The organism is Janthinobacterium sp. NKUCC06_STL, assembly GCF_019345455.1.
Lineage (GTDB): Bacteria > Pseudomonadota > Gammaproteobacteria > Burkholderiales > Burkholderiaceae_D > Janthinobacterium > Janthinobacterium rivuli.
The window spans coordinates 346,462-370,597 of record NZ_JAHKQY010000003.1 but is presented as its reverse complement, the minus strand read 5'-3'; the positions used below and the strand labels follow the sequence as shown (position 1 = coordinate 370,597).

The 24,136-nt window shown below is 61.6% G+C and carries 28 protein-coding genes and 1 tRNA gene; 15 read left to right on the top strand and 14 right to left on the bottom strand.

The annotated features are described in order from the left end of the window. Nucleotides 1–10: 10 nt before the first annotated feature. The 5 genes from gspG to gpmA form a co-directional block, all read right to left on the bottom strand. Entirely contained in the window at nt 11–463 is a 453-nt protein-coding gene (gene gspG / locus KO539_RS14260; protein ID WP_035823835.1) for a type II secretion system major pseudopilin GspG, read from the bottom strand. Between the two features lie 93 nt (nt 464–556). Beyond that, the gene (locus KO539_RS14255; protein ID WP_219310293.1) at nt 557–1,318 is read right to left on the bottom strand and encodes a molybdopterin-synthase adenylyltransferase MoeB; all 762 of its coding nucleotides are present in this window, start codon (nt 1,316–1,318) and stop codon (nt 557–559) included. A gap of 8 nt (nt 1,319–1,326) precedes the next feature. Continuing rightward, nucleotides 1,327–2,820: a S41 family peptidase gene (locus tag KO539_RS14250; protein WP_219310291.1), complete on the bottom strand. Its 1,494-nt coding sequence runs from the start codon at nt 2,818–2,820 to the stop codon at nt 1,327–1,329. 47 nt (nt 2,821–2,867) lie between these two features. Then, nucleotides 2,868–4,331: a murein hydrolase activator EnvC gene (locus KO539_RS14245; protein ID WP_099401227.1), complete on the bottom strand. Its 1,464-nt coding sequence runs from the start codon at nt 4,329–4,331 to the stop codon at nt 2,868–2,870. Between the two features lie 76 nt (nt 4,332–4,407). Next, entirely contained in the window at nt 4,408–5,154 is a 747-nt protein-coding gene (gene gpmA / locus KO539_RS14240) for a 2,3-diphosphoglycerate-dependent phosphoglycerate mutase (protein ID WP_035823826.1), read from the bottom strand. 106 nt (nt 5,155–5,260) lie between these two features. Between gpmA and KO539_RS14235 the strand changes: the two genes are divergently transcribed. From KO539_RS14235 to KO539_RS14215, 5 genes are all read left to right on the top strand, one after another. Further along, nucleotides 5,261–5,677 (top strand): rhodanese-like domain-containing protein, encoded by a 417-nt coding sequence (locus KO539_RS14235; protein WP_219310289.1) that lies wholly within the window; start codon nt 5,261–5,263, stop codon nt 5,675–5,677. 28 nt (nt 5,678–5,705) lie between these two features. Then, nucleotides 5,706–5,972 (top strand): glutaredoxin 3, encoded by a 267-nt coding sequence (gene grxC, locus KO539_RS14230; RefSeq protein ID WP_219310287.1) that lies wholly within the window; start codon nt 5,706–5,708, stop codon nt 5,970–5,972. Between the two features lie 160 nt (nt 5,973–6,132). Then, nucleotides 6,133–6,606, top strand: coding sequence for a protein-export chaperone SecB (secB, locus tag KO539_RS14225; protein ID WP_034783580.1), 474 nt, complete (start codon nt 6,133–6,135; stop codon nt 6,604–6,606). Nucleotides 6,607–6,786: 180 nt separating this feature from the next. Then, entirely contained in the window at nt 6,787–7,248 is a 462-nt protein-coding gene (locus KO539_RS14220) for an SH3 domain-containing protein (RefSeq protein WP_219310285.1), read from the top strand. Nucleotides 7,249–7,284: 36 nt separating this feature from the next. Then, nucleotides 7,285–8,325 (top strand): NAD(P)H-dependent glycerol-3-phosphate dehydrogenase, encoded by a 1,041-nt coding sequence (locus KO539_RS14215; protein WP_219310283.1) that lies wholly within the window; start codon nt 7,285–7,287, stop codon nt 8,323–8,325. A 23-nt stretch (nt 8,326–8,348) separates the two neighbouring features. Here the strand turns inward: KO539_RS14215 and KO539_RS14210 are convergent, their stop codons facing one another. Genes KO539_RS14210 through mscL form a run of 4 tightly spaced genes read right to left on the bottom strand, consistent with a single transcriptional unit; the run spans nt 8,349 to nt 11,074 of the window. Then, complete coding sequence (locus KO539_RS14210) at nt 8,349–8,693, bottom strand: hypothetical protein (protein WP_235432792.1); 345 nt, start codon at nt 8,691–8,693, stop codon at nt 8,349–8,351. Between the two features lie 15 nt (nt 8,694–8,708). Then, complete coding sequence (locus tag KO539_RS14205) at nt 8,709–9,401, bottom strand: DUF2461 domain-containing protein (RefSeq protein ID WP_219310281.1); 693 nt, start codon at nt 9,399–9,401, stop codon at nt 8,709–8,711. A gap of 21 nt (nt 9,402–9,422) precedes the next feature. Beyond that, the gene (locus tag KO539_RS14200; protein WP_219310279.1) at nt 9,423–10,583 is read right to left on the bottom strand and encodes a Do family serine endopeptidase; all 1,161 of its coding nucleotides are present in this window, start codon (nt 10,581–10,583) and stop codon (nt 9,423–9,425) included. Between the two features lie 41 nt (nt 10,584–10,624). After that, nucleotides 10,625–11,074 (bottom strand): large conductance mechanosensitive channel protein MscL, encoded by a 450-nt coding sequence (gene mscL / locus KO539_RS14195; RefSeq protein WP_099401222.1) that lies wholly within the window; start codon nt 11,072–11,074, stop codon nt 10,625–10,627. Nucleotides 11,075–11,486: 412 nt separating this feature from the next. Between mscL and petA the strand changes: the two genes are divergently transcribed. The 9 genes from petA (at nt 11,487) to KO539_RS14150 (ending at nt 17,969) form a co-directional block, all read left to right on the top strand. Beyond that, nucleotides 11,487–12,095 carry a ubiquinol-cytochrome c reductase iron-sulfur subunit gene (gene petA / locus KO539_RS14190; protein ID WP_176390655.1) on the top strand — a complete coding sequence of 203 codons (609 nt, stop codon included), beginning with the start codon at nt 11,487–11,489 and terminating at the stop codon, nt 12,093–12,095. A gap of 2 nt (nt 12,096–12,097) precedes the next feature. Continuing rightward, on the top strand, nt 12,098–13,510 hold the full coding sequence (locus tag KO539_RS14185; RefSeq protein ID WP_219310277.1) for a cytochrome bc complex cytochrome b subunit: 1,413 nt from the start codon (nt 12,098–12,100) through the stop codon (nt 13,508–13,510). A gap of 36 nt (nt 13,511–13,546) precedes the next feature. After that, nucleotides 13,547–14,311, top strand: a complete 765-nt coding sequence (locus tag KO539_RS14180; RefSeq protein WP_035823818.1) for a cytochrome c1 — start codon at nt 13,547–13,549, stop codon at nt 14,309–14,311. A 120-nt stretch (nt 14,312–14,431) separates the two neighbouring features. Then, nucleotides 14,432–15,043, top strand: coding sequence for a glutathione S-transferase N-terminal domain-containing protein (locus KO539_RS14175; RefSeq protein WP_010394154.1), 612 nt, complete (start codon nt 14,432–14,434; stop codon nt 15,041–15,043). Nucleotides 15,044–15,162: 119 nt separating this feature from the next. Beyond that, complete coding sequence (locus KO539_RS14170; RefSeq protein WP_219310275.1) at nt 15,163–15,675, top strand: ClpXP protease specificity-enhancing factor; 513 nt, start codon at nt 15,163–15,165, stop codon at nt 15,673–15,675. Nucleotides 15,676–15,701: 26 nt separating this feature from the next. After that, nucleotides 15,702–15,777 (top strand) — tRNA-Thr (locus tag KO539_RS14165). Nucleotides 15,778–16,016: 239 nt separating this feature from the next. Then, nucleotides 16,017–16,280: an XRE family transcriptional regulator gene (locus KO539_RS14160; RefSeq protein ID WP_099401220.1), complete on the top strand. Its 264-nt coding sequence runs from the start codon at nt 16,017–16,019 to the stop codon at nt 16,278–16,280. Nucleotides 16,281–16,282: 2 nt separating this feature from the next. After that, nucleotides 16,283–17,629: a type II toxin-antitoxin system HipA family toxin gene (locus KO539_RS14155; RefSeq protein WP_219310273.1), complete on the top strand. Its 1,347-nt coding sequence runs from the start codon at nt 16,283–16,285 to the stop codon at nt 17,627–17,629. A gap of 133 nt (nt 17,630–17,762) precedes the next feature. Continuing rightward, entirely contained in the window at nt 17,763–17,969 is a 207-nt protein-coding gene (locus KO539_RS14150) for a dodecin (protein WP_070258640.1), read from the top strand. A gap of 15 nt (nt 17,970–17,984) precedes the next feature. On the opposite strand, the gene KO539_RS14145 is transcribed toward KO539_RS14150, so the two are convergent. Then, nucleotides 17,985–18,296 (bottom strand): hypothetical protein, encoded by a 312-nt coding sequence (locus KO539_RS14145; protein WP_099401218.1) that lies wholly within the window; start codon nt 18,294–18,296, stop codon nt 17,985–17,987. 364 nt (nt 18,297–18,660) lie between these two features. Here KO539_RS14145 and KO539_RS14140 point away from each other — a divergent pair, with 364 nt between their 5' ends. Further along, nucleotides 18,661–19,647: an EDSAP-1 family PEP-CTERM protein gene (locus KO539_RS14140; protein ID WP_176390659.1), complete on the top strand. Its 987-nt coding sequence runs from the start codon at nt 18,661–18,663 to the stop codon at nt 19,645–19,647. Nucleotides 19,648–19,713: 66 nt separating this feature from the next. Here KO539_RS14140 and KO539_RS14135 read toward each other — a convergent pair whose 3' ends face one another. From KO539_RS14135 to KO539_RS14120, 4 genes are read right to left on the bottom strand one after another with little or no spacing between them, the layout of a single operon-like run. Continuing rightward, nucleotides 19,714–20,796 carry a LytR C-terminal domain-containing protein gene (locus KO539_RS14135; RefSeq protein ID WP_219310271.1) on the bottom strand — a complete coding sequence of 361 codons (1,083 nt, stop codon included), beginning with the start codon at nt 20,794–20,796 and terminating at the stop codon, nt 19,714–19,716. 11 nt (nt 20,797–20,807) lie between these two features. Further along, on the bottom strand, nt 20,808–21,746 hold the full coding sequence (locus KO539_RS14130) for a type II secretion system F family protein (protein WP_219310262.1): 939 nt from the start codon (nt 21,744–21,746) through the stop codon (nt 20,808–20,810). 15 nt (nt 21,747–21,761) lie between these two features. Then, a complete protein-coding gene (locus tag KO539_RS14125; RefSeq protein WP_219310261.1) occupies nt 21,762–22,739 on the bottom strand; it encodes a type II secretion system F family protein in 978 nt (325 codons plus the stop codon). Between the two features lie 8 nt (nt 22,740–22,747). After that, the gene (locus tag KO539_RS14120) at nt 22,748–24,094 is read right to left on the bottom strand and encodes a CpaF family protein (protein WP_219310259.1); all 1,347 of its coding nucleotides are present in this window, start codon (nt 24,092–24,094) and stop codon (nt 22,748–22,750) included. Nucleotides 24,095–24,136: the final 42 nt, after the last annotated feature.

Here is a 24,136-nt window from a genome sequence, read left to right as displayed (position 1 = left end):
AATGGAAAACTTACAGTTCCCAGGAACCGATATCGGCGTCGTCGCCGCTACCGCCAGGCTGGCCGTCGGCGCCCAGCGAAATGATGTCGACTTCGCCTTTCACGCCCGGCGACAGGAACTGGTACGGGTTGCCCCATGGATCCTTCGGCATTTTTTCCAGGTAGCCGCCCGCTTTCCAGCCATTCGCGGCCGGACCCGTGGTCGGTTTTTCGATCAGCGCCTGCAAGCCCTGCTCGGTGGTCGGGTAGCGCTGGTTATCCAGGCGATACAGTTTCAAGGCTTGCATCACGGTAGCGATGTCGACTTTCGCCGCCGCCACTTTCGACTCGCCCGTGCGGGCGATCAGCTTGGGCACCACCAGCGACGCGAGGATACCCATGATCACCACCACGACCATGATTTCGATCAAAGTGAAGCCGCGCGCGCGGCGCTGGCGTATCGGATGGTTTGCTGCGTTTTGCATAAGAAAGAGAGAAGAAGGTGAGTAATGAGTGCAGAGTATAAAGCGGAAATATGACAAAGCCTGTCATATAGGGAAAAATTTCTGCGAGGCCTGTCAGGCCGGCAAGACCACTTCGCCGCAAACGGCGCAGCCGGGGTCGCGCGCGACGCGCATGCTGCTCCATTCCATGTGCAAACCGTCAAGCAGCAGCAGCCGTCCGGCCAAGGATACACCCACGCCCATGATGAGTTTCAGCGCCTCGGCCGCCTGCATGGCGCCCACCACGCCCACCAGCGGCGCGAACACGCCCATGGTCGAGCACGCTTCGTCCGTGAACTGCTGCTCCTGCGGAAACAGGCAGGAATAGCATGGCTGCGTGCCCGTGCGCGGGTCGAACACGCTCACTTGCCCGTCGAAACGGATCACGGCGCCCGACACCAGCGGCACCCTGGCCGCCACGCAGGCGCGGTTGACGGCGTGGCGCGTGGCAAAGTTGTCGGTGCAGTCGAGCACCACCGTGCTGGACAAGACCAGTTCGGCCAGGCGCGCGCCGTCGAGGCGCTCCTGCAAGGCGACGATGTCGATCTCGGGATTGATGCCGGTCAAGGTCTCGCGCGCCGACAGCACTTTCGGCTGGCCCACGCGGGCCGTCGTGTGGGCGATCTGGCGCTGCAGATTGGTCAGGTCGACCGTATCGTCATCGACGAGGGTCAGCTTGCCGACGCCGCTGGCGGCCAAATACATGGCGGCCGGCGAGCCCAGCCCGCCCGCGCCGATCACCAGCACATGCGCGTCGAGCAAGGCTTGCTGGCCTTCGATGCCGATCTGATCCAGCAGGATGTGGCGCGAGTAGCGCAGCAATTGATGGTCGTTCATGGCGGCGACTACGGTTTTTGTACAGGAATCTTTTTGTCATCGGCCTTGATGTCGGAAGCGATTTCCGGCTTGGCGCCGATCTTGTCAACCTTGGCGTCCGCCTTGGCCAGCTGTACCGGCAAGCCCTGGAAGTGGTTCAAGGCTTGTTGCAGCTGGAAATCATCCTTGGCGCCGTATTCGAGCGGCTTGCGCTTTTTCGCCGTGGCGATCAGGCGCTGCTCTTCTTCCAGCTGATCCAGCATGCCTTCCATGGTCGGCTTGGCCGCTTCCGGCTTGCCATCGTTGCTGCTCAAGTGTTTTTCCAGGTCCGCCTCGCGGATGCGCAGGCTGTTCCAGCCATCGCCTTCGGCCGTTTCATCGACCAGCAAGTCCGGCACGATGCCGCGCGCCTGGATGGCCCGGCCTTTCGGCGTGTAGTAGCGGGCCGTCGTCAGCTTGACGGCCGTGTCGGCCGTGATCTGGCGCAAGGTTTGCACGGAACCCTTGCCGAACGTTTGCGTGCCGATGACGGTGGCGCGCTGGTAATCCTGCAAGGCGCCGGCGACGATTTCCGAGGCGGACGCGGAGCCGGCATTGACCAGCACCACCAGCGGCACGGTTTTCAGCGCGGCCGGCAGCTTGGCCAGCGGATCGGCCTTGGCGCCCGGCGGCGCATAGAATTCGCGGCGGCCATAAAACACCTGTTTCGACTCGGGCAACTGGCCCTTGGTGGAGACGATCACGGAGTTACCCGGAAGGAATGCTGTCGCCACGCCGATGGCGCCCGGCACGACGCCGCCGGGATCGTTGCGCAAGTCCAGCACCAGGCCCTTGAGCTTGGGGTCTTGCGCATACAGCGCGTTGATCTTTTTGACCATGTCATCGACGGTCGGTTCCTGGAACTGGGCGATGCGCAGCCAGGCATAGCCAGGCGCGACCATCTTGGCCTTCACGCTTTGCACGCGGATTTCCTCGCGCACGATGGGGAACACCAGCGGCTTGCTTTCGCCCTTGCGCGACATCGTCAGCACCAGCTTGGTGCCAGGCTGGCCGCGCATTTTCTTGATGACTTCTTCCAGCTGCAAGCCCTTCAGCGGGATATTGTCGAGACGGGTGATCAGGTCGCCCGCCAGAATGCCGGCCTTGGCGGCGGGGCTGTCCTCGATGGGCGAGACGACTTTCACGTAGCCGTCTTCCATGCTCACTTCGATGCCGATGCCGACAAACTTGCCCTGCACGCTTTCGCGCATTTCCTTGAAGGCATTCTTATCCAGATACACGGAGTGCGGATCGAGCGACGCGACCATGCCGGAAATGGCTTCCGTTAAAAGTTTCTTGTCTTCCACCTTCTCGACATAATCGGACTTGATCAGGCCGAAAACGTCGGACAACTGGCGCAGCTCGTCGAGCGGCAGCGGGGCATTCGTGATTTTTTGCGCCACGGCCGGGAACTGCAGCGACATGCCGATACCGGCCAGGACGCCCAGACCGATCAGGCCGATACTTTTGACTTTGATACCCATGTATTCTTCGCAATCTACAAATTCGCTGCCGCAGCAATGGTGGGAACTTAAAACTTCACCCAGGTGGCGGGGTCGAAGGCGCGGCCCTGATGACGCAATTCAAAGTATAGCCCTGATTCCTCGTTGCCGCCGCTGTTGCCCGCGCTGGCAATGGCGTCGCCGCCCTTGACGGCGTCGCCCACCCTTTTCAGCAGGGATTGGTTATTGCCATAAATGCTCATGTACTGGCCGCCATGGTCGACGATGATCAAATTGCCGAAACCGCGCAGCCAGTCGGAAAACACGACGCGGCCGCCGGCGATGGCGTGGATCTCGCTGCCTTCGCCCGTGCGGATGAACACGCCCTTCCAGCTGGGGCCGTCACCGCGCTTGCTGCCGAAACGGGCGGCAATCTTGCCGGCCACGGGGGCGCGCAGCTGCCCTTTCAGGCTGGCAAAGGCGCCGGCTGGCGCGGCCGGGCCCAGGCTCGGGCGTTCCGGCTCCGGTTCGGGCTTGGGTTCCGGTTTAGGCGCCACCTTGGCCACTTGCGGCGGCTCGTCGTCGTCGATCGGTTCCAGTTTCACAGGCGGCGGTGGCGGCGTTTGCGGCTTGATCTTGCCCGATTTGTTTTGTTGCTCTTTTGCAAGGCGTTCGCGTTCGGCCTGGGCCTGGGCGGCCTTGGCGCGCGCGGCCAGCAGGCGTTCGCGTTTTTCCGCCGCAATCTTGGCGTCGGCGGCCGCTTTGGCGGCGGCACGCTGTTCGGCCAGCAATTGCTGGCGTTTCTTTTCAGCCGCGGCGGCGGCGGCCTGCTCTTCGATCAGTTTCGCCAGCTTGTCGACCAGGTTACCCATGCGCTGTTCGTCGCGCTCGACATTGCCCACTTCCTTGCGCTGCGCCACCAGGCGTTGCGACAAGCTCGTCAGCAAGGCGGCGCGGCGCGCCTTCTCCTGCACCAGCAGGGCTTTCTGGTCGCGCTCTTCCTGCGCGATTTCTTCCAGCTCATCCTTGGCGTTCTGCACGTCCGCCTGGTTTTTCTCCACGGCCAGCAAGTTGGCGCGCAAGGCTTCCAGCAGGCGCGCCTGCGCCTGCGATACATACGCCATCAATTGCAGGTCGCGGTTGATGCGGTTCGGGTTATCGCCCGACAAGAGCAGCTTGATGCGGTCTTCGTTGCCGGCGACATATTGTTCACGCAGCAACTTTGACAGCTGTGCCTTTTGTTTTTCGACGGTGGCCGTCAATTGCTGGTGCTCTTGCCCCAGCGCATTGAGTTTCACACCCGTCTCGCTTTGTTCCTGCGCCAGGTCGCGCAAGGCGCGGTTGGCGTTGGAAATGGCTTCTTCCGACTCAGCCAGGGTATCGGCCGCGTCATCCTTGGCGCTTTCCGTACGGCTGATGTCGCGCTTGAGCGCCGTCAGCTTTTGTTGCAATCCAGCACGTTGTGCTTCCGCGGCCGCCTTCTGCTTGCTGCGTTCGGTGGGCTTGGCGCCCTGCGCGGCACCGCTGGAAAGCAGCAGCGCCAGGCACAGCATGGCACCGGCGCGCCACGCCGGCAGGGGTCGATCAGCAGAGGGGGCGATGGCTGTGCCGCGGAAGAAAGACGACAAGTTACTTGGCCTTCCCTTGGTTCGCCACGGCTGCTTGCGCTGCCGCAATCGCTGCCGGGTCGCCCAGGTAGTAGTGACGGATCGGTTTCAGGTCGGCGTCCAGTTCATACACGAGCGGCTGGCCGTTCGGGATGTTCAGGCCGACGATGTCGCTGTCGCTGATGCCGTCTAACATCTTGATCAGCGCGCGCAGGCTGTTGCCGTGGGCCGAAATGATGATCTTTTTGCCAGCACGGATGGCCGGGGCGATTTCTTCATCCCAGGCCGGCATCACGCGCGCCACGGTGTCTTTCAGGCATTCGGTCAGCGGAATCGACGCTTGCGGCAAGCCGGCGTAGCGCGGATCGTTGAACGAGGCGCGGTCGTCGTTCGCTTCCAGCGGCGGCGGCGGCGTATCGTAGCTGCGGCGCCATACCAATACTTGCTCGTCGCCATACTTGGCGGCTGTCTCGCCCTTGTCCAGGCCTTGCAGGGCGCCGTAGTGGCGCTCGTTCAAGCGCCAGTCGTTCTTGATCGGCAAATACATCATGTCCATCTCGTCGAGCGCCAGCCACAGGGTGCGGATGGCGCGCTTCAGGACGGAAGTGTAGGCCACGTCGAACGTAAAACCTTCCTGCTTGAGGATCTGGCCGGCGGCCCTGGCTTCGTTGACGCCCTTTTCCGTCAGATCGACGTCGGTCCAGCCGGTGAAGCGGTTATCGAGGTTCCAGGTGGACTCGCCGTGACGCATGAAAACGATTTTGTACATAGTTCTATCTTCTCAAGGGGTTCAAATCAAAAAAGCAAAACGTAAAAAGACCTCGTCCAGCTTCTATTTTATAATGCGCGGATTGACTTAAACCATTGGACCCTACGTGAAATTCATTATCGACCACATTTTTCTGTTTGCCATCGTCATTATTTCCGGCGGCGCCCTCCTCTGGCCACTGTTGTCGATGCGCGGCAAGCGCGCGACCGTGCTGGAAGTCACGCAACTGATCAACCGCGGCAAGACCATCATCGTCGACGTGCGCAGCACGGAAGAATTCGCCACGGGCCACTTGCCTGACGCAAAAAATATTCCGCTGCCGGAACTGGCAAAACGCGTGGGCGAGCTGGAAAAATTCAAAACGCGCCCCATTGTAGTGGTTTGCCAGAAAGGTTCGCGTTCGGCAACCGCCGTTGGCCTGCTGGGCAAAGCCGGTTTCGCTGAGGCAACGAGCCTGGAAGGCGGCCTCGACGAATGGAAAAAGCAAGGTTTGCCATTGAAAACCTTGTCGCTGGCGAAATAAGCTGGCATTAACTGAAGGAATAATCATCATGACCGTACCCGTAATTGTGTATAGCACCGCCGTGTGCCCGTATTGCGTGCGCGCCGAGCGCCTGCTGGAATCGAAGGGCGTGACCGTGCAAAAGATCCGCGTCGACCTCGACCCGGAAGAGCGCATCAAGATGATGGAACGCACGGGCCGCCGCACGGTGCCGCAGATCTATGTGGGCGATACCCACGTGGGCGGATTCGACGATTTGTATGCGCTCGATCAAGCCGGCAAGCTGGACCCCTTGTTAAATGGCACGGCAGCCTGATATAAAGCGGGTTCGAGAAATTGCTTGGTTTTTTGTCGTATGGTTTTGATACAATTGCCCTCGCACCTGATCTGGCCGTGCCTATCCGGCGCGGTTTGAATACCGCAAGTACCATATTTGAACGGTGTGCCGTTCTTGTCCTTTACAACGAAAGCGTTCCATGTCCGACGAAAATCTGCAACCAGTCTTCCAAATCCAACGCGTCTACCTGAAAGACATGTCGCTGGAACAACCAAATTCCCCAGCTATTTTCCTGGAACAAGAAGCACCAGCCATCGAAGTGGCACTGGACGTGGGCGCTGCGCCTCTGGCCGACGGCATCTTCGAAGCCACCGTGACCATCACCGTCACCGCCAAAGTCGGCGAAAAAGTCGCTTTCCTGGTTGAAGGCAAGCAAGCCGGTATCTTCGAAGCACGCAACATTCCTGCCGATCAACTCGATCCGCTGCTGGGAATCGGCTGCCCGAACATCATCTACCCTTACCTGCGCGCCAACATCGCCGACGTGATCACCCGTGCCGGCTTCCCGCCAGTGCATTTGGCCGAGATCAACTTCGAAGTGTTCTACCAACAACGTCTGCAAGCTATTGCTGACGCCGCTGCAGCAGCACCAGCAGCCAGCGAAACGCACTAAGAACATCTCACCAAACCTGCTGCGCGGCGCGCCTTGCGGCCTGCGATGCTCGCTGTGCTCTAGCACAGCTGCGCTTCTCGGCCACAATGCACTGCCGCTCGCGACGGTTTTGTGAGTGTTCTATACTGCAGGTAAGAAACGGCGGCCTGGCCGCCGTGTTTCGTTAAGGTTCAAAATATCATGTTGAAAAGTGCGCTCTTGAGCAAGTTCCGCTGGATGGCCGGCGCCGTGCTGCTGCTGGCGACCGCCGCCAGCCACGCCGTCGATTTCAAAACGGTGGGCGCCGCTCCCGTGATCCTGTACGACGCGCCATCCTCCAAGGGCGGCAAGCTGTACGTGGCGCCACGCGGCATGCCGCTGGAAGTCGTGCTCAGCTACGGCGAATGGGTCAAGGTACGCGACGCCAGCGGCGAAATGGCCTGGACGGAAGCCAAGGGCCTGTCGGCCAAGCGCAACGTCGTGGCGCGCGCCGCGAACCTCAAGGTTCGCGCCAGCCCCGACGACACCGCCTCCGCCATCCTCCTCGTCGACAAGGGCGTGCTGCTGGAAATGAGCGAGCAGCCGAGCTCAGGCTGGGTCAAGGTGCGCCACAAGGATGGCCAGAGCGGCTACGTCAAGACCAGCGAAGTGTGGGGCCTGTAAGCACCGCGTCCGTTCCCCCTGCCCCGTTGAGGTTGCATGCAAGTTTCTCCTGAAGTCACTCCCGATCATATTCCCGCCGCCCGCAAGATCACCATCCTGGGCGCCGGCGCCTGGGGCACGGCCGTGGCCATGGCCCTGGCCGGCCGCCACGATGTGCTGCTGTGGGGCCGCAACGGCGACGCCATGGCCGCCATGGCCGCCAGCGGTGAAAACAGTTATCTGCCCGGTTTCCCATTGCCGCCGCAACTGCGCATCAGTGCCGATTTCGACGCCGCCGTCGCGCACGCCGCTGGCGAACACGGCCTCCTGATCGCCGCCTGCCCCGTGGCGGGCTTGCGGCCCATGCTGCACCAGTTGAAAGACAAGGCCATCGGCAACCTCGTGTGGCTGTGTAAAGGCTTTGAAGGCGGCACGGGTTTGCTGCCGCACCAGATCGTGCAGGAAGTGCTGGGCGACACTATCCCCGGCGGCGCCCTGTCCGGCCCCTCGTTCGCGCAGGAAGTGGCGCGCGGCTTGCCGTGCGCGCTGACCATCGCTTCGCACAATGCCGCCTTGCGCGGCGCCGTCGTCTCGGCCTTGCATGGCGGCACCATCCGCGTATATGCGAGCGAGGACCTGGTGGGAGTGGAAGTGGGCGGCGCCGTCAAGAACGTGCTGGCGATCGCCACCGGCGTGGCCGACGGCCTGGGCCTGGGCTTGAATGCGCGCGCCGCGCTGATCACGCGTGGCCTGGCGGAAATCACGCGCCTGGGCACGGCCCTGGGTGGCCAGACGGAAACGTTCATGGGCTTGACGGGCATGGGCGATCTGATTCTGACATGCACGGGCGACCTGTCGCGCAACCGCCGGGTCGGTCTGGGTTTGGCGCAAGGCAAGGCGCTGGAGACCATCGTGGCCGAACTCGGTCACGTGGCCGAAGGTGTGCCCTGCGCCAAGGCCGTGCGCGAACTGGCGCGCCGCATGGGCGTCGACATGCCGATCACCAACGCGGTGGCCGGCGTGCTGTTCGATGGGGACTTGCCGCACGTGATGGTGCAGCAGCTGCTGTCGCGCGATCCGCGCGCCGAGGCGGCCTAAGGCGACCTGATGCGCCAGGAAAACTAGCGCCCCGCCTTGTGCATGAGTATGGTGAGCAACAATAAACTGTCTTCGCGCGCTTCCAGGGCGTGTGCCTGGCCGCCGAGCAAATACAGCATCTGCCCCGGTCCCAGCACCTGCACGCCGCCATGCGCCTCCACCGCCACCTGCCCTTGCAGGCACAGCAATGTGATCTCGCCGAGTACATGATGCTCGGGCATGGTCTTGCCTTTGGGCATGCACATGCGGATCAGTTCCAGCTCATCCGTCTTGGCCAGCGCGATGGCGGAAAACTGCGACAGGTCGTCGCCGTCCCTGCGCAGCACCTCGATCACCTGTCCTGAACTTGCGTGCTCCAGTGCCATCATGTGCTCCTTCAGCAGTTACTCGGTGACTTCCTCCGGCTCTTTCGCGCCGCGCATCCACTCGACCAGCGGCCACGCATCCTTCAAGCCTTCCGCCAGGGTCGGCAGCAGTTGCTCGGGGGCGTTGACGGGCAGCGGCACTTCGGTCCAGACAAAAAAGCTTTTCAGCTTGATGAATTCGATATGTTCGGCGTCCGCATCGAAACCCTTCGGCGGGCGCTGCAGCTTGCCCTCGTTCTGGATGGTGCCGAAGCGGGCCTTCAAACGCTTATTTTTCAGCACTTTGGAAAAACCTGGCGCATCGTTGACCATGTGTTCGCGCAACGCCTTCAGGCGGCCCGGTGGCGGCATGTATTCGCCGGCGCCGAACAGCAAATTGCCCTGGCCGTCGATCTGCAGGTAATACGTGGGACCGCCCGCCTTGCTGGGGCGGCGCATGTCGTTCGGCGCGATGGCGGCCGAAAAACGCGTCTTGTACGGACTTTTATCGTGCGCGAAACGCACGTCGCGGTTGATGCGGAACAAAGCCTTCTTTGGATTGCAGTATTTCACGGCCAGGTCGAACTTGCCGAGTTCAGCAATGAGTGACGTCACCAAAGCGAGAAATTCCTCGCGCAGGATGTCGTAGCGGGGCTTGTTCATCACAAACCAGGGACGGTTGTTGTTGTCGCTCAGTTCACGTAAAAATTGGGTCAAATCACGCACATGCATGTGTCAAATTCCGATCAGCAACTATTTGGAAAGCTCTTTCGGGATGGGGCGCTTGCCCACCATCACGTCGAGTGCCGCTTCGCGATTCTTGCGCAGCACCGTCATTTTAGCTTTTTCGCCGGGCGGCAGTTGGGCGATCAGATTGAGCATTTCCGTCGTGTCGCCGACGGGCTTGCCTTGCACCGTCAGCAGGATGTCGCCGGGCACGATGCCCGCCTTGTCGGCCGGGCCGTTGCGCACCACGCCGGCGATGATGGCGCCGCTCGTGCGCTGCAAGTTGAAGCTTTGCGCCAGTTCCGGCGTGATGTCCTGCGTTTCCACGCCGATCCAGCCGCGCACCACGTGGCCATCCTTGATGATGGATTCCATCACCGTCTTGGCCGTCGAGACGGGAATGGCGAAGCCGATGCCGACGGAGCCGCCGCTTTGCGAGTAAATCGCCGTATTGATGCCGATCAGATTGCCGCGCGTGTCGACCAGGGCGCCGCCCGAGTTGCCGAAGTTAATCGCCGCATCCGTCTGGATGAAGTTTTCAAAGCTGTTGATGTGCAGGTTGTTGCGGCCCAGGGCGGAGATGATGCCCATGGTCACCGTCTGGCCCACGCCGAACGGGTTGCCGATGGCCAGCACCACGTCGCCCACGCGCGCCAGTTCCGACTGGCCCAGCACGATGACGGGCAGCTTGTCGAGGTCGATCTTGATGACGGCCAGGTCCGTTTCCGGATCCAGGCCCACCACCTTGGCGGGCGCCTTGCGGCCATCGGTCAGCACCACTTCGATTTCGTCAGCGCCTTCGACCACGTGGTTGTTGGTCAGCACATAGCCTTCATGGCTGACGATGACACCGGAGCCGAGGCTGTTTTTCAAGTCGTCGTCATCCCCGTCGTCCGGGTCGCGGTCGCCGAAGAAACGTTTGAAGAAGGGATCGCGCGCCAGCGGATGGGCGCCGCGTTTGGGCACTTGCAGGGTGAGGATGTTGACGACGGCGGGCATGGCGCGCGCCGCCGCGTCGCGGTAGGAGCCGGGCGCCAGGCTGCTGGACGCCGTTTCCACCACGGGCACCGGTTTCGCGGGAGAACCCAGCTGCTGTACCCGGCTGGCCGGGCGCAGCGCGCCATACACAAAATACAGCGCCAACGCGATCGTCACGGTTTGCGCAAACAATAACCAGAATCGTCGCATACAGTTCTCTGCCCAAGTCAGCCGGCCGGTGCCGGAACGGCTTATTTTGCCAGATCGCCGCCGTTGCGTGCGTTCTGCTGCAGGGAGTCGCGGATTTCACGCAGCAGCACGATGTCTTCCGGCGTGACTGGCGCTGGCGCCGGCGCGACCGGTTCGCTGCGGCGGGCCTTGTTCATCAGGCGTACCATCTGGAAGATGATGAAAGCCAGAATGACGAAGTTGAGCAAAATGGTCAAAAAATTACCGTAGGCCAGCACGGCGCCCGCTTTTTTCGCTTCCACCAGGGTCAGGGTGGTGGCCTGGCCATTCAGGGGCAGGTAGTAATTGGCGAAATCGAGGCCGCCGAAAATGCGGCCGATGGGCGGCATGATCACGTCTTGCACCAGGGAATCGACAATCTTGCCGAAGGCGCCACCGATAATGACACCGACCGCCAGATCGACGACGTTACCCTTCATTGCAAATTCTTTAAATTCTTGCATCATTGCCATGAATTTCTCCTTCGGATAGATATAAAAACATGCCGATCATACTATTGATTCCTGGTGACACCAACTTGTGGTTGTTGGCGAGACCAATTCCGGCACAGGCGTGCGCATCTAGTTCGAAAGAACTAGCCACCTCCTGCAAAAGTATATAAATTATGGTACAAGCAACGTTTTTGTTTTATTCGTTGTTTGCTTCACTTATAATTTGCGGTTGCCAGAAGTGGCTTTTTCACTTCCGGATAATCAACAAGAAACTGGCACGGGCTGCGCCATAGTCCGAAGTTCCGCAGGGATGTTGCCACTTTACCGTACAAAGATGCGGGTTGCGGCAATCAGTGGGATAGAGCTTCGGCGACGGGTTTTTCGCGGCTGCCACTCATAATAAAGATTCGCATTTTGACTGATTGGGGTTTGCATGAGTAACGAAAAGCAGGTCGATTCAGGCCGTCGCGGCTTGCTCGTCGCCACGTGCGCGGCGGGCAGTGTAGTTGGATTGGCAACCGCGGGAGCCTTGGTAAGCACCTTCCAGCCGTCGGAGCGCGCGAAAGCGGCTGGCGCGCCGGTCGAAGTAGACATCACCACCTTGCAACCCGGCGAAATGCGCACCGTCGAATGGCGCGGCAAGCCGGTCTGGATCCTCAAGCGCACGCCGGAAATGATCGCGTCGCTCAAGCAAACCGATGGCAAGGTCGCCGATGCCAATTCGCAGCGCAATCCCGCCGAATTCACGCCGGAATACTGCATGAACGAGGCACGCTCGATCAAGCCTGAAATTCTCGTCGCCGTCGGCATCTGCACCCACCTGGGCTGCTCCCCTTCCTCGAAATTTACCCCCGGCCCGCAACCGTCGCTGCCCGATGACTGGCAAGGCGGCTTCCTGTGCCCTTGCCACGGCTCCACCTTCGACATGGCAGGCCGCGTGTTCAAGAACAAGCCGGCGCCGGACAACCTGCAAGTGCCGCGTCATATGTATCTGAGCGACACCAAATTGCTGATAGGTAAAGACGAGAAAGGCGAGGCTTGATCATGGCTGCTTTCAAAGAGACGAAATTCCCGGCAGACGCTCCCGTCGCCGAAAAAGCGCTGGGCTGGGTCGATGACCGCTTTCCCCTGACCAAGCTGTGGAACGACCAATGGGGCAAGTACTACGCCCCGAAAAACTTCAATTTCTGGTACATCTTCGGCTCGCTGGCCATGCTGGTGCTGGTCTTGCAGATCGTCACTGGCATCTTCCTGACCATGCACTACAAACCGGATGCGGCCCTGGCCTTCAATTCCGTCGAGTACATCATGCGCGAAGTACCGTGGGGCTGGCTGGTGCGCTACATGCACTCGACGGGCGCCTCGGCCTTCTTCATCATCGTCTACCTGCACATGACGCGCGCCCTGCTGTACGGCTCGTACCGCAAGCCACGTGAGCTGATCTGGCTGTTCGGTTTCGCCATCTTCCTGTGCCTGATGGCCGAAGCGTTCTTCGGCTACCTGCTGCCATGGGGCCAGATGTCGTACTGGGGCGCCCAAGTGATCGTCAATCTGTTTGGCGCCATCCCGCTGATCGGCCCTGACCTGTCGCTGTGGATCCGCGGCGACTACGTTGTTTCCGACGCCACCCTGAACCGCTTCTTCGCCTTCCACGTGATCGCTATCCCGCTGGTACTGCTGGGCCTGGTTGCAGCGCACTTGATCGCCCTGCATGAAGTCGGCTCGAGCAATCCGGACGGCATCGAAGTGAAAGAAAACCTGGGCGCCGATGGCCACCCGGTCGATTCGATTCCGTCGCATCCGTACTACACCGTGCATGACCTGTTCGGCGTATCGATCTTCCTCGTCATTTTCAGCGCCGTCGTCTTCTTCGCGCCGGAAATGGGCGGATATTTCCTGGAATACAACAACTTCCTGCCGGGCGACTCGCTGAAGACCCCGCTGCACATCGCGCCAACCTGGTACTTCACGCCGTTCTACTCGGTGCTGCGCGCCACCACGGCCGACTTCATGTACGTGCTGATGGGTGTCGTGGCCGCCTACGTGGTGTTCATCTGGCTCAAGTCGCGCCTGTCGACGACGGTCAAATCCATCATCGCCGGCATCGCCATCGTCGCCATCATCGGCATGCTGCCGCAGGTGCTGGACGCGAAATTCTGGGGCGTGGTGTTCTTCGGCGGTTCCGTCGTGATCCTGGCGTTCCTGCCATGGCTCGACCATTCGCCCGTGAAATCGATCCGCTACCGTCCGACCTGGCACAAATATGTGTACGCCATCTTCGGCCTGTCGTTCCTGATCCTCGGCTACCTCGGGACCCAGGCGCCTACGGATGCGAAAACCATCGTGTCGCAAGTGTGCACCCTGATTTACTTCAGCTTCTTCCTGCTGATGCCATGGTGGAGTGCAATGGGCAAGTTCAAGACCGTGCCGTCGCGTGTGACGTTTCACCCGCACTAAGCCGCTCTCACGCCACGCTCAAAGGACATACATCATATGAAGATTGCAAAAAAACTGCTCGCCATCCTGGCCTTCGTGCCTGCCATGGCTCTCGCCAGCGAAGGCGGCTTTCCGCTGGACAAGGCTCCTGACCGCCAGACCAACATGGCGGCGCTGCAACATGGCGCCAAATTGTTCGTCAATTATTGCCTGAATTGCCACGCCGCCGTGTCGATGCGCTACAACCGCCTGAAAGACCTGGGCTTGACGGAAGACCAGATCAAGCAGAATCTGTTGTTCTCCGGCGATAAAGTCGGCGACCTGATGACGACAAGCCTGGCACCGCAGGACGCCAAGGCCTTCTTTGGCGTCGTACCGCCGGATTTGTCGGTAATTTCGCGCGCGAAATCATCTTCCGCTGGCACAGGCGGCGACTACCTGTATACTTACCTGCGTACGTTCTATAAAGACGACACTCGTCCGACCGGCTGGAACAACATGGTCGTGCCGAATGTTGCCATGCCGCATGTATTATGGGAATTGCAAGGTGTCCAGTCTGCCAAGTTCGTGGAAGAGAATGATCCGCACGACGCTGGCAAGAAGATCCACAAATTTGCCGGCTTCGAGCAGGTCAAGCCAGGTACGTTGAACAAGATCGAGTATGACAATGCGGTAGCCGACCTGGTCGGCTACATGGAGTGGATGGCCGAACCGGCACAGCAGACACGCAAACGCCTGGGCGTGTGGGTGCTGCTGTTCCTGTCGGTCTTTGCTCTGCTGGCATGGCGCCTTAACGCGTCGTTCTGGAAGGAAGTCAAATAAGTGAGGCGCCGGCCATAGGCCGGTTTATGCCTGTTTCTGCGTTGTCCGCATGAGTGGACAAGCGACCTGGGGTGAGCCGTTCGCGGCTTCACCCCCTTTGTTTCTAAGGAACTATAAAAAATGATGGTTCTCTATTCGGGTACAACCTGCCCATTTTCGCAACGCTGCCGCCTGGTCCTGTTTGAAAAAGGCATGGACTTCGAAGTGCGCGACGTCGACCTGTTCAACAAACCGGAAGACATTTCGACCATGAACCCGTATGGCCAGGTGCCTATCCTGGTCGAGCGCGAACTGATCCTGTATGAATCGAACATCATCAACGAGTACATCGATGAGCGCTTCCCGCATCCGCAACTGATGCCGGCCGATCCGCTGATGCGTGCCCGCGCGCGCCTGATGCTGTTCAATTTCGAGAAAGAACTGTTCGTGCACGTGCACGTGCTGGAAAGCGAACGCGCCAAGAGCAACGACAAGGCCCACGACAAGGCACGCGCGGAAATCCGCGACCGCCTGACGACCCTGGCGCCACTGTTCCTGAAAAACAAGTACATGCTGGGCGACGAATTCTCGATGCTCGACGTGGCTGTCGCGCCGCTGCTGTGGCGCCTGGACCACTACGGCATCGAACTGTCGAAGACGGCCGCACCGCTGATGAAATACGCCGAACGCATCTTCTCGCGTCCGGCCTATATCGAAGCACTCACTCCTTCGGAAAAAGTGATGCGTCGTTAAAAGATCTTCCCGGCAGGCAGCGCTTGCCGGGATATCTTGCGTCAGCAGCCAGTCTTTTGAATTACCGGTGCGCCCGCCTCATGCTTGACGGGGGGCGCTCCCGCCTCACAGTGCCTACCATGTCTGAAATCTCAACCAAACCTTATATGCTGCGCGCCATCTACGAGTGGTGCACCGACAGCGGCTACACGCCTTATCTCGCGGTCAAAGTCGATTCGCGCACCACGGTACCGATGGAATACGTGAAAAAGGGCGAAATCGTGCTCAACATCAGCTTCGGCGCCACCAGCGGCCTGAAGATGGACAACGACGCCATCCGCTTCCACGCCCGCTTTGGCGGCGTCTCGCGCGAAATCTACGTGCCGGTCGACAACGTGATGGCCATCTACGCCAACGAAAACGGCCAGGGCATGGCTTTCGAGCCCGTGCTGGGCAACGATGATCCCGACGCGCAACCGACGGACAGCCCTGCCTCCGCCGACGTCCCGCCGCCAGCGATCGCCCCGGCCGCCAGCGCCCCGACCCTGTCGTCCGTGCCGACCAGTTCCCCCGAACAACGCGACAACGCCACGCCAGGCGACGACGAGCCACCAAAAAAAGGCGGCCGCCCGACCCTGACACGCATTAAATAGCGTATAATTCGCAACGCGCAGTTTTTGCCGACTTAGCTCATTTGGTAGAGCAGTTGATTTGTAATCATCAGGTGGCCAGTTCGAAACCGGCAGTCGGCACCAAGAATATTCAGTAAATCAAAGGGTTATAGATATCTTATCTATAACCCTTTGCCGTTTCTGGGACATTTGCTGCAATCCCCCCTCCGCTAAAGCTATGTCCATGGCTGATGCTTATCATTCATATACTTCCGCATGAAATATCCGGTATGCAGATAAATTCGATTTATCCGATATTCAGATATATTGACTTTATCCGAATATCAGATAAAATTTGTTTATCTGAATAGCGGATATTTGAAATGTCTTTCGCACCCACCTCCCTACTTCTGCTCACCGCGTCACAGCTCGGCCAACTGCTCGTATCGACTCGCAAGCGGCACAAGCTCACCCAGGCGGCCATCGCAACTCATGTCGGCTTGAGCCAGAATCGCATCTCCTACCTCGAAAGCCATGCCGACGAAATCAGCGTCAAGCAGCTGCTGAGCTGGTGTTCGGCCCTCGAGCTGGAGTTGTACTTGGGCGAGCGCGATACATCCACGGCCAGCAGCTCGGCGGAGTGGTAGCCATGGGTCGCCGCTCACATAGCCAAACACTGCACCTCTGGGCCAATGGCGACTACGTCGGCCGCTGGACGATCAACGCCAATGGGGACTCCGAACTGGCGTACGACGTCGGCTGGCGCCAATCCAGGCTTGGTCGCCCCATCTCGCTGTCGTTGCCGTTCAATATGCACGGTGAGCCGCTGAAGGGCGCCAATGTCTCGAACTACTTCGAGGGCTTGCTGCCGGACAGCGACATCATTCGTAAGCGTGTTGCGACCCGCTTCAAGACAGGCTCGCTCGACTCTTTCGACCTGCTCGCGGCCGTTGGCCGGGACTGCGTAGGCGCCTTGCAACTGCTGCCGGAAGGTGCCACACCGGAAAAACTTGTTCATGTTGACGGCATCACCGTCAGCGAGGAAGACATCGAGCGCCACCTGCTTGAAGTGGTGAGCCTGGAGCGGCATGGCGCCGTCGATGACGCCGACGACGACTTCCGCATTTCGCTCGCCGGGGCGCAGGAGAAGGACGCATTCCTCTGGTGGGATGGAAAATGGATGAAGCCGCGCGGCGCCACGCCGACGACACACATCTTCAAGCTTCCAATCGGGATGGTGGGCGGGAAGCGGGCCGACTTCACCACGTCGGTCGATAACGAATGGTTGTGCCTGCGCCTGTTCAAGGAATTCGGACTGCCCACGGCCAATGCCGAGATTGCGACGTTTGGCGCGCAACGCGTGCTCGTCGTCGAGCGCTTCGACCGCACGCGCTCGGCCAACGGTAAGCAGCTGTTCCGGCTTGTTCAAGAAGACTTTTGCCAGGCCACTGGAACATCGCCGCTGCTGAAATATGAAAATGACGGCGGCCCGGGGCTCAAACAGATGTTCACCCTGCTGCAGCAATCGCGGGATAGCGCCGCGGATATGCACACGCTCATGGCATCCCAACTGCTGTTCTGGATGCTGCGTGCGCCGGATGGCCACGCCAAAAACTTCAGTATCCAGCTCCTCGCTGGTGCGGGACGATTCAAGCTGACGCCCATCTATGATGTGATGTCCGCCTACCCGGTTATCGGCCCAGGGCCGAATCAGTGGAGCGAACGTAAACTCAAGTTGGCAATGGCGCTGCTCGGTAACAACCGGCACTACCTGGCGCATGGCATCGAGCGGCGCCACTTCAACAGCACAGCCAAAGAGGTCGGCTACGGTGTGAGCGCGGAGCCGCTGCTGCAGGACTTCATTGCACGCACGCCTGCGGTCGTAGACAAGGTCCGCAGCGAACTGCCTGTGGGGTTTTCGGAAAAGGTGGCCGACAAAATTCTGGGCGGCCTGCTTGCTTCAGCGGCCGTCCTTCAACGGATGCCGCCAGCCTGAAGGGAAGGACTTTCGGCTGGCGCGACGCATTGCTGCACCGCGCAATGACGTCCGGCACATTTAGGCGCAAGATGCGCATGTGCTTGCGCAAAGCAGGCTCCCGATGTCTGGCTTGCCTACCTGGGGAAATATCATGTCCGCACATACTTACAAGCTGATCGAACTGGTTGGCACGTCGACCGAGAGCAGCGATCAGGCGATACGCGATGCCGTTGCCAAGGCGGCGCTGACGGTCAAGCACATGGACTGGTATGAAGTGACCGAGTCGCGCGGCCATATCGTCGATGGCAAGGTGGCGCACTTCCAGGTCACGCTCAAGGTCGGCTTCCGGCTCGAATAGCGTACTGCGGCGCATTCACCGCCGCCCGACCGCTCCCCGGCTTTCCAGCCACTCGCGGCCGCCGCTGTTCAGCGCGGTCTCGATGACCTTTTCCGGCAAGCTGTAGACGGTCGCCCAGCTGGCGCGGCCGTCCTGCGTGTTGGCGGGAAAGCTGTGTGTTTCAATCGGCCAGTGGTATTTGCGTTTCAGCGCCTTGACGATGGCGGCCAGCGAGACGCGGCCTTGCAGCGGTTCGGCGCCGGACTGGTCGCGGTTCGACAGCAGCACGGCCAGAACCTGGCCGCGGCCCGTGCGTGCGCCGGGGAAGGTGGGGGTTTTGTTTGCCATGGCCTATTTTACCGGGCAATGATCGGCGAGAGGCGCTGTGCCGCACCTTTGATCTGGCGCAAGCGCCGCGGCGGCATTGCGGCCACGACGATTACCAACTAGAAACTGGCGGAAGGCGAGGAAGTGGCGCGCAATGCCGGCGGCCACATCGGTTATCACCAGGGCACCTGAGGCGGCTGGCGTCGGCCTTTCTTACACTTTGTCCTTTCCAGTTCAGTCCGCTTTACGCAAGTGTTTGATTCAATATGCTTTTTTTGTGTGGCACGCAAGCTGCTTATCCCTGTCTACGAGATGAATCCAGGCAAGTCATTCTGGATTCTTTATCCCCCGGATTTTCCGAGACTGACCACGATAAGAGGCTGCGATGAACGTCAATCACACACGAAGCAAGACGCTGGGCTGGCTGGGCGCACTGGCGGCGGCAAGCCTGCTGGCCAGCGGTCAGGCGCAGGCTGGCGCGTACGGCCTGGCCGTCAATGAGTTGAACAATTTCCGCATCACCACCAGTGCCGGCACCTTGTCGCTGGCCGGCGCCAACCGCAATGCCAGCGACAGCGCCTTCTTCGAAGGTGGCGTGGCCGTCAATCCGCGCGCCGTCAATACGGGCCCGGCCGCCAACGCCGACGTGCTGCAAGTGTGTTCGGGCGGTGGCTGCGGCGGTTTACCGCAGAATCATTACGCACCCAGCCCCAGTTCCACCCTGGAATTCGCCCGCGGCGATGCACACGCCTTCGGCAATATGCTCAATGGCGGCTCCACCGTGCGCGCCGTTGCGGAAGCACAACGCAACACGGTCGGTGCCGCCACGTCCACGGCTGGCGACACGCTCACCGGCTCCGTCAACCTGACCCTGTCGAGCGCTGGCTTCATCACCTTCAGCTTCATGGGTCGGCGCGACCTGCGCACCAGCGTGACGACCATGGGCGACAAGTCGAGCGTGTCGATCATGGATATCTTCAATATCTCGTGCAATAATTCCAGTCCCGTGGGCTGCCTGTCGAACGCGAATGCCGACGGCGTGATCTTCCAGTTCGCGCCCGATGGCGATGCCAACAATGGCAGCGACGTCAACGGCAACCATACGGTCGGCAGCCTCGACCCGTTCAGCCTGAACATGACGGCCGGCACCAACGACCCGGCCACCGGGCGCGCCTTCACGAATGGCTTTGCGATGTTTTCCCTGACTTCGAATTTCGCCCTGCCGGCCGGCAGCTACACCTTGAACTTTTCCAAGTCCACGCGCACCGACATCGTCGTCATCGATCCCTTGCAAGTACCGGAACCGGGCACCCTGTTCCTGCTGGGCGCGGGACTGGCCGCCCTGGCTTTTACGCGCCGCCAGCCGAAATAAGCAGCCGCATGAAAAACACGCGGCGCCCGCAAAGGCGCCGCGTTTTTTATGCCGACAAAAACCCTGTTAACCGAGCCGCGCCAGCGCCTGGCGCGCCAGTTGCAGCTGCTGCAGATAATAGCGGTGCAGCATGGCTGGATCGCTCAGGTCGCGCCCCAATACCAGGCGCAGCTCGCTGGCGGGACAATCGGCGGCCTGGGTCTGCACCTGGGTTTGTATCTGCAACCCCAGTTGGCGGGCCAGCTGGCGCGCCGCCTGCTCCTGCGCGGGCCGGTATTCGACGCGCGTGCGCGCCACCTGGAAGCTGGTTTCATTGGCCAGGCGCACAACCTGCACGGGACCACCGGTCAGACTGCGCGCCAGCGCGGCTGCCAGGCCGGGCACGCCATTGCCGTTCACAATTTCCAGGCGCGGACGGGGCACGGCAGCAGCCGGCATGGACCGCTCCGCCATGGCAGTGGCAGCGGGCACGCCGCGCGCGGCGGCCGGCACGCGCTGCAGGCGCGCCATGCCGTCGGTTTGCGTGATGTCGATGCGCGCCATGGCGGGCGCATCCTGCAGCGGCGCGGCCACGGGCGCTTCCTTCTGCGGCGCCTCCTTGCGCAAGACGGCCAGGTCGCGCCGCAGGTCGTGTTCCTGCAGACTCTGCGCCTGACGCCGCATGACGGCCGCGCGCGCGTGCTGTCCCAGCCGTTCCAGCACTTGCGCCAGGTGCTGCCAGGCCAGCGCATTGAGCGGATCGAGCAGGCACGCCTGTTCCAGCGCCATCAGCGCTTGCGCATCGCGCCCGCTCAGGGAATAGGCGTGACCGAGATTGCTGAACAAATACGCCTGCCGCGGCTGCGGCGGACTGGCCTCCCGCGTCAAGGCCAGCCAATGGGCGATCGCCGCATCGTGTTCGCCGCGCTGCGCATGCAGCACGGCCAGGCCGTTGCGCGCATTCACGTGGCGCGGCGCGGCGCGCAAGGCTTGCTCATACGCCGCTTGCGCGGCAGGCAGGTCGCCCGCGTCAAAATACTGGCGCCCCGCCGCATAGGCGGCATCGGCGTCAGGCCACTGCGGCAGCGGTGCGCGGGCCAGCTGCGTGGTGCAGGCGGCCAGGCCCAGACAGGCACAGGCGGCGGCCAGGCGGGAAATCATCAAGCGCATGGTGACTCCTTTCAGCGGCTGGCCATGGCCGGCACGAGCACGCGATAGACTTCGATCACGGCCGGCCCCATGAGCACCAGCATGAGGGTGGGAAAGACGCAAAAGATCAGCGGGAACAGCAGTTTCAGGGCGATCTTGGCTGCCGCCTCCTCGGCCAGCAGGCTGCGCTTGCCGCGCAGGTTTTCCGAATGCACGCGCAGCGAATCGCCCATGCTGGTGCCGAAGCGTTCCGATTGAATCAGCATGGCAACCAGGGTGTCGACATCTTCCACGCCGCTGCGCAAGGCCAGGTTGCGCAGCGCCTTTTCCTTGGAAAAGCCGGCACGCATTTCCATCAGCACCAGTTGCAATTCCTGCGCCAGCACCACGCTCTTGATGTGGATTTCGCCCGACACTTTGACGAGCGCGCGCTCCAGACTCAGGCCCGCTTCCACGCACACAGTCAGCAAGTCGAGCGCATCGGGGATGTTTTCAAAGATGTCGCGCTGGCGCCGCTTGGCCGTGCTGGCCAGCACCAGGTTGGGCAGGTAGTAGCCGACGGTGGCGCTGACGCACAGCAGCAGCAATAGCACGCTGCGCAGCTGCACCGCCATGGCGCTGGCCGCGTACAGGCCCAGCACGGTGGGAAACAGCAGGGCCAGCACGGTTTTCGCCGCAAAATACAGGGCCGGCACGCTGGCCTGGCGCCAGCCCGCGTTCATGAAGCGCGTGCGCAGCGGCGAGCGCTCCCAGCCCTCTTCCGGCAGCGACAGCTTGCTGAACGGCTGCGCCACGCGCGCCACCCTCTCCACCCAGCCAGAGTCGGCCACCGCCTCGCTGGCGGCCGGCGCCATGGAACCGAACAAGCGCTGGCGCAAGGTGCCGGGAAAGAAGATCACCCATGCCAGCAGGGCCAGCGCCACCACCACGGCAAAGACGATCAACAGGAACAGCAGTTGCGGGCCAGTCATGGCGTTTTCTCCACGTTAGATACGGATGCGGATTACATGGCGCATCCACACGACACCCAATGCCACCATGCCGGCCGCGTACCACAGCAATTTGATGCCGCTGGGATCGGTCCACAGCAGGCGGATGTATTGCGGGTTGACCAGCGCCATGACGCCGATCATCACCACCGGCATCAAGCCCAGCACCCAGGCAGACATGCGCCCCTCGGCCGACAGCACGCGCACCTGCCCCAGCAGTTTTAGCCGGGCGCGGATGATGCGCGCGATGCTGACCAGCACCTCGGCCAGATTGCCGCCCGATTCACGCTGCACCAGCACGGCGATGACGAGGTAGCGCAAGTCCGTCAGTGGAATGCGCGCGGCCAGGTTTTGCAGCGCTTCGTTCATCGGCACGCCGTAATTGATTTCTTCATGCGCCATCTTGAATTCGCCGCTGATCGGCTCATTGAGTTCATCGCCCACCATCTGCAGCACATTCGAAAACGAGTGCCCGGCGCGCAGCGCGCGGGCCAGGAAATCGGCCGCTTCCGGCAATTGCGCCTCGATCTTTTTCAGCCGCGCCGCACGCGCGCGCAGCACGACCATGCACGGCCCGCCGCCGGCCACGCCCAGCAGCAGCAAGGCGCCCGGCAGCGGCATGGGCCAGATGGCCAGCCACAGCAGCGCCAGCAGCAGCAAGGCGCCCGCGCCGCCCAGGAACTGCGCCACCGACCAGGACAAGCCCGATTGCAGCAGCAGGTGGTCGAGCTTTGCCGCCTGCGGCATGCGCCGCAACAAACGTTCGAGGCCGGGTGCACGCGCATAGCGGCGCTGCTTGAGGATGGACACCCGCTCGCCGCCCGCCTCGCCGCGCGCCGCCATCAGCCGCAAGCGCCGGTTGATGCGCCGCGCCGCGCTGCCGTGCGTGCCCGACCACCACAGCCAGACCCCCTCCACCATCAGGATGCAGGCGGCGAACAGCAGCACGGCAAAGCCGTAGAAGACCAGGTCCATGCTGCCTCCTATTCGTAGATGCGGTCGGGGTCGAAGACGCTGTCTGGCACGGGCGCGCCAAACATGCGCAGGCGTTCCGTGAAGCGGGGCCGCACGCCCGTGGCGCAAAAGTGACCGAGTACCTTGCCGTCGGCATCGACGCCCGTCTGCTCGAAGCGGAAAATTTCATGCATGGCGATGATGTCGCCTTCCATGCCCGTCACCTCCTGCAGGCTGACCAGCTTGCGCGCGCCGTCCGTCAGGCGCGACACCTGCATCACCACCGTCACGGCCGAACAGATCTGCTGGCGCGTGGCGCGCGGCGTCAGGTTCACGCTGGCCATGCCGACCATGTTTTCCAGCCGCGCCAGCGCGTCGCGCGCCGTGTTCGAGTGGATCGTCGCCAGCGATCCTTCATGGCCCGTGTTCATCGCCTGCAGCATGTCGAGCGCCTCGGCGCCGCGCACCTCGCCCAGGATGATGCGATCGGGCCGCATGCGCAGCGCATTGCGCACCAGCGCGCGCTGGCTTACTTCACCCTTGCCCTCGATATTCGGCGGACGCGTTTCCAGGCGCACCACGTGCGGCTGGCGCAGCGCCAGTTCGGCCGCATCCTCGATCGTGACGATGCGCTCGCTGCCGGGGATGAAGCCGGACAGCACGTTGAGCAGGGTCGTCTTGCCGCTGCCCGTGCCGCCCGAGATCAGGATGTTGACCTTGGCCTGCCCCAGCGCCTGCAGCACCTGCACCATGGGCGGCGTCAGGCTTTTGTAATCAAGCAGGTTGGCGATCGTCAAAGGCTGCACGGCAAAGCGCCGGATCGACAGGATCGGGCCATCGACGGCCAGCGGCGGAATGATGGCATTCACGCGCGAGCCATCGGGCAGGCGCGCGTCGACCATCGGGCTCGATTCGTCGACGCGCCGGCCCACGCGCGAGACGATCTTTTCGATGATCTTCATCAGGTGCGCATTGTCATGGAAGGTCACGTCCGTCAGCTGCAGCCGACCGCCCCGCTCCACGTACACCTTGTCGCAGGTATTGACGAGGATATCGGACACGCTGGCATCGGCCAGCAAGGGTTCGAGCGGGCCAAAGCCCAGCATCTCGTGCTGGATGTCGAGCACCAGGCTATGCCGCTCGTGCTGGTTCAGGACGATGCGCTCTTCCTCGATCACGCGCTGCACCAGCAGCGCCAGCTCGTGCTTGAACTGCTCGGCCGTCAGGCGTTTCAAGCGTTCCAGGTCGATACGGTCAAGTATCGTCTGGTGCATGGTCTTTTTCAGTTCCTGGTAGGCGTGCAGCGCCAGCGCGCCTTGTCCATGCGTGGCGGGGCGCACCGTTTCATTCGCCGCCAGGCGTTCGCGTAAAGTCATCTTGGCTCCCATGATGGCTCCCGGCGGGAGCCTTGACATCGA

Excerpts from the sequence above, each read along its gene's own strand:
- petA (WP_176390655.1), top strand. The coding sequence starts at position 11,487 with ATGAGTAACGAAAAGCAGGTCGATTCAGGCCGTCGCGGCTTGCTCGTC.
- KO539_RS14170 (WP_219310275.1), top strand. The coding sequence starts at position 15,163 with ATGTCTGAAATCTCAACCAAACCTTATATGCTGCGCGCCATCTACGAG.
- KO539_RS14210 (WP_235432792.1), bottom strand. The coding sequence starts at position 8,693 with ATGATGGCACTGGAGCACGCAAGTTCAGGACAGGTGATCGAGGTGCTG.
- KO539_RS14140 (WP_176390659.1), top strand. The coding sequence starts at position 18,661 with ATGAACGTCAATCACACACGAAGCAAGACGCTGGGCTGGCTGGGCGCA.
- KO539_RS14150 (WP_070258640.1), top strand. The coding sequence starts at position 17,763 with ATGTCCGCACATACTTACAAGCTGATCGAACTGGTTGGCACGTCGACC.
- gspG (WP_035823835.1), bottom strand. The coding sequence starts at position 463 with ATGCAAAACGCAGCAAACCATCCGATACGCCAGCGCCGCGCGCGCGGC.
- KO539_RS14200 (WP_219310279.1), bottom strand. The coding sequence starts at position 10,583 with ATGCGACGATTCTGGTTATTGTTTGCGCAAACCGTGACGATCGCGTTG.
- KO539_RS14215 (WP_219310283.1), top strand. The coding sequence starts at position 7,285 with ATGCAAGTTTCTCCTGAAGTCACTCCCGATCATATTCCCGCCGCCCGC.
- KO539_RS14145 (WP_099401218.1), bottom strand. The coding sequence starts at position 18,296 with ATGGCAAACAAAACCCCCACCTTCCCCGGCGCACGCACGGGCCGCGGC.
- KO539_RS14155 (WP_219310273.1), top strand. The coding sequence starts at position 16,283 with ATGGGTCGCCGCTCACATAGCCAAACACTGCACCTCTGGGCCAATGGC.
- KO539_RS14175 (WP_010394154.1), top strand. The coding sequence starts at position 14,432 with ATGATGGTTCTCTATTCGGGTACAACCTGCCCATTTTCGCAACGCTGC.
- KO539_RS14255 (WP_219310293.1), bottom strand. The coding sequence starts at position 1,318 with ATGAACGACCATCAATTGCTGCGCTACTCGCGCCACATCCTGCTGGAT.
- secB (WP_034783580.1), top strand. The coding sequence starts at position 6,133 with ATGTCCGACGAAAATCTGCAACCAGTCTTCCAAATCCAACGCGTCTAC.
- KO539_RS14250 (WP_219310291.1), bottom strand. The coding sequence starts at position 2,820 with ATGGGTATCAAAGTCAAAAGTATCGGCCTGATCGGTCTGGGCGTCCTG.
- KO539_RS14220 (WP_219310285.1), top strand. The coding sequence starts at position 6,787 with ATGTTGAAAAGTGCGCTCTTGAGCAAGTTCCGCTGGATGGCCGGCGCC.
- KO539_RS14120 (WP_219310259.1), bottom strand. The coding sequence starts at position 24,094 with ATGACTTTACGCGAACGCCTGGCGGCGAATGAAACGGTGCGCCCCGCC.
- KO539_RS14180 (WP_035823818.1), top strand. The coding sequence starts at position 13,547 with ATGAAGATTGCAAAAAAACTGCTCGCCATCCTGGCCTTCGTGCCTGCC.
- KO539_RS14135 (WP_219310271.1), bottom strand. The coding sequence starts at position 20,796 with ATGCGCTTGATGATTTCCCGCCTGGCCGCCGCCTGTGCCTGTCTGGGC.
- mscL (WP_099401222.1), bottom strand. The coding sequence starts at position 11,074 with ATGGCAATGATGCAAGAATTTAAAGAATTTGCAATGAAGGGTAACGTC.
- KO539_RS14185 (WP_219310277.1), top strand. The coding sequence starts at position 12,098 with ATGGCTGCTTTCAAAGAGACGAAATTCCCGGCAGACGCTCCCGTCGCC.
- gpmA (WP_035823826.1), bottom strand. The coding sequence starts at position 5,154 with ATGTACAAAATCGTTTTCATGCGTCACGGCGAGTCCACCTGGAACCTC.
- KO539_RS14125 (WP_219310261.1), bottom strand. The coding sequence starts at position 22,739 with ATGGACCTGGTCTTCTACGGCTTTGCCGTGCTGCTGTTCGCCGCCTGC.
- KO539_RS14245 (WP_099401227.1), bottom strand. The coding sequence starts at position 4,331 with ATGCTGTGCCTGGCGCTGCTGCTTTCCAGCGGTGCCGCGCAGGGCGCC.
- KO539_RS14130 (WP_219310262.1), bottom strand. The coding sequence starts at position 21,746 with ATGACTGGCCCGCAACTGCTGTTCCTGTTGATCGTCTTTGCCGTGGTG.
- KO539_RS14205 (WP_219310281.1), bottom strand. The coding sequence starts at position 9,401 with ATGCATGTGCGTGATTTGACCCAATTTTTACGTGAACTGAGCGACAAC.
- KO539_RS14160 (WP_099401220.1), top strand. The coding sequence starts at position 16,017 with ATGTCTTTCGCACCCACCTCCCTACTTCTGCTCACCGCGTCACAGCTC.
- grxC (WP_219310287.1), top strand. The coding sequence starts at position 5,706 with ATGACCGTACCCGTAATTGTGTATAGCACCGCCGTGTGCCCGTATTGC.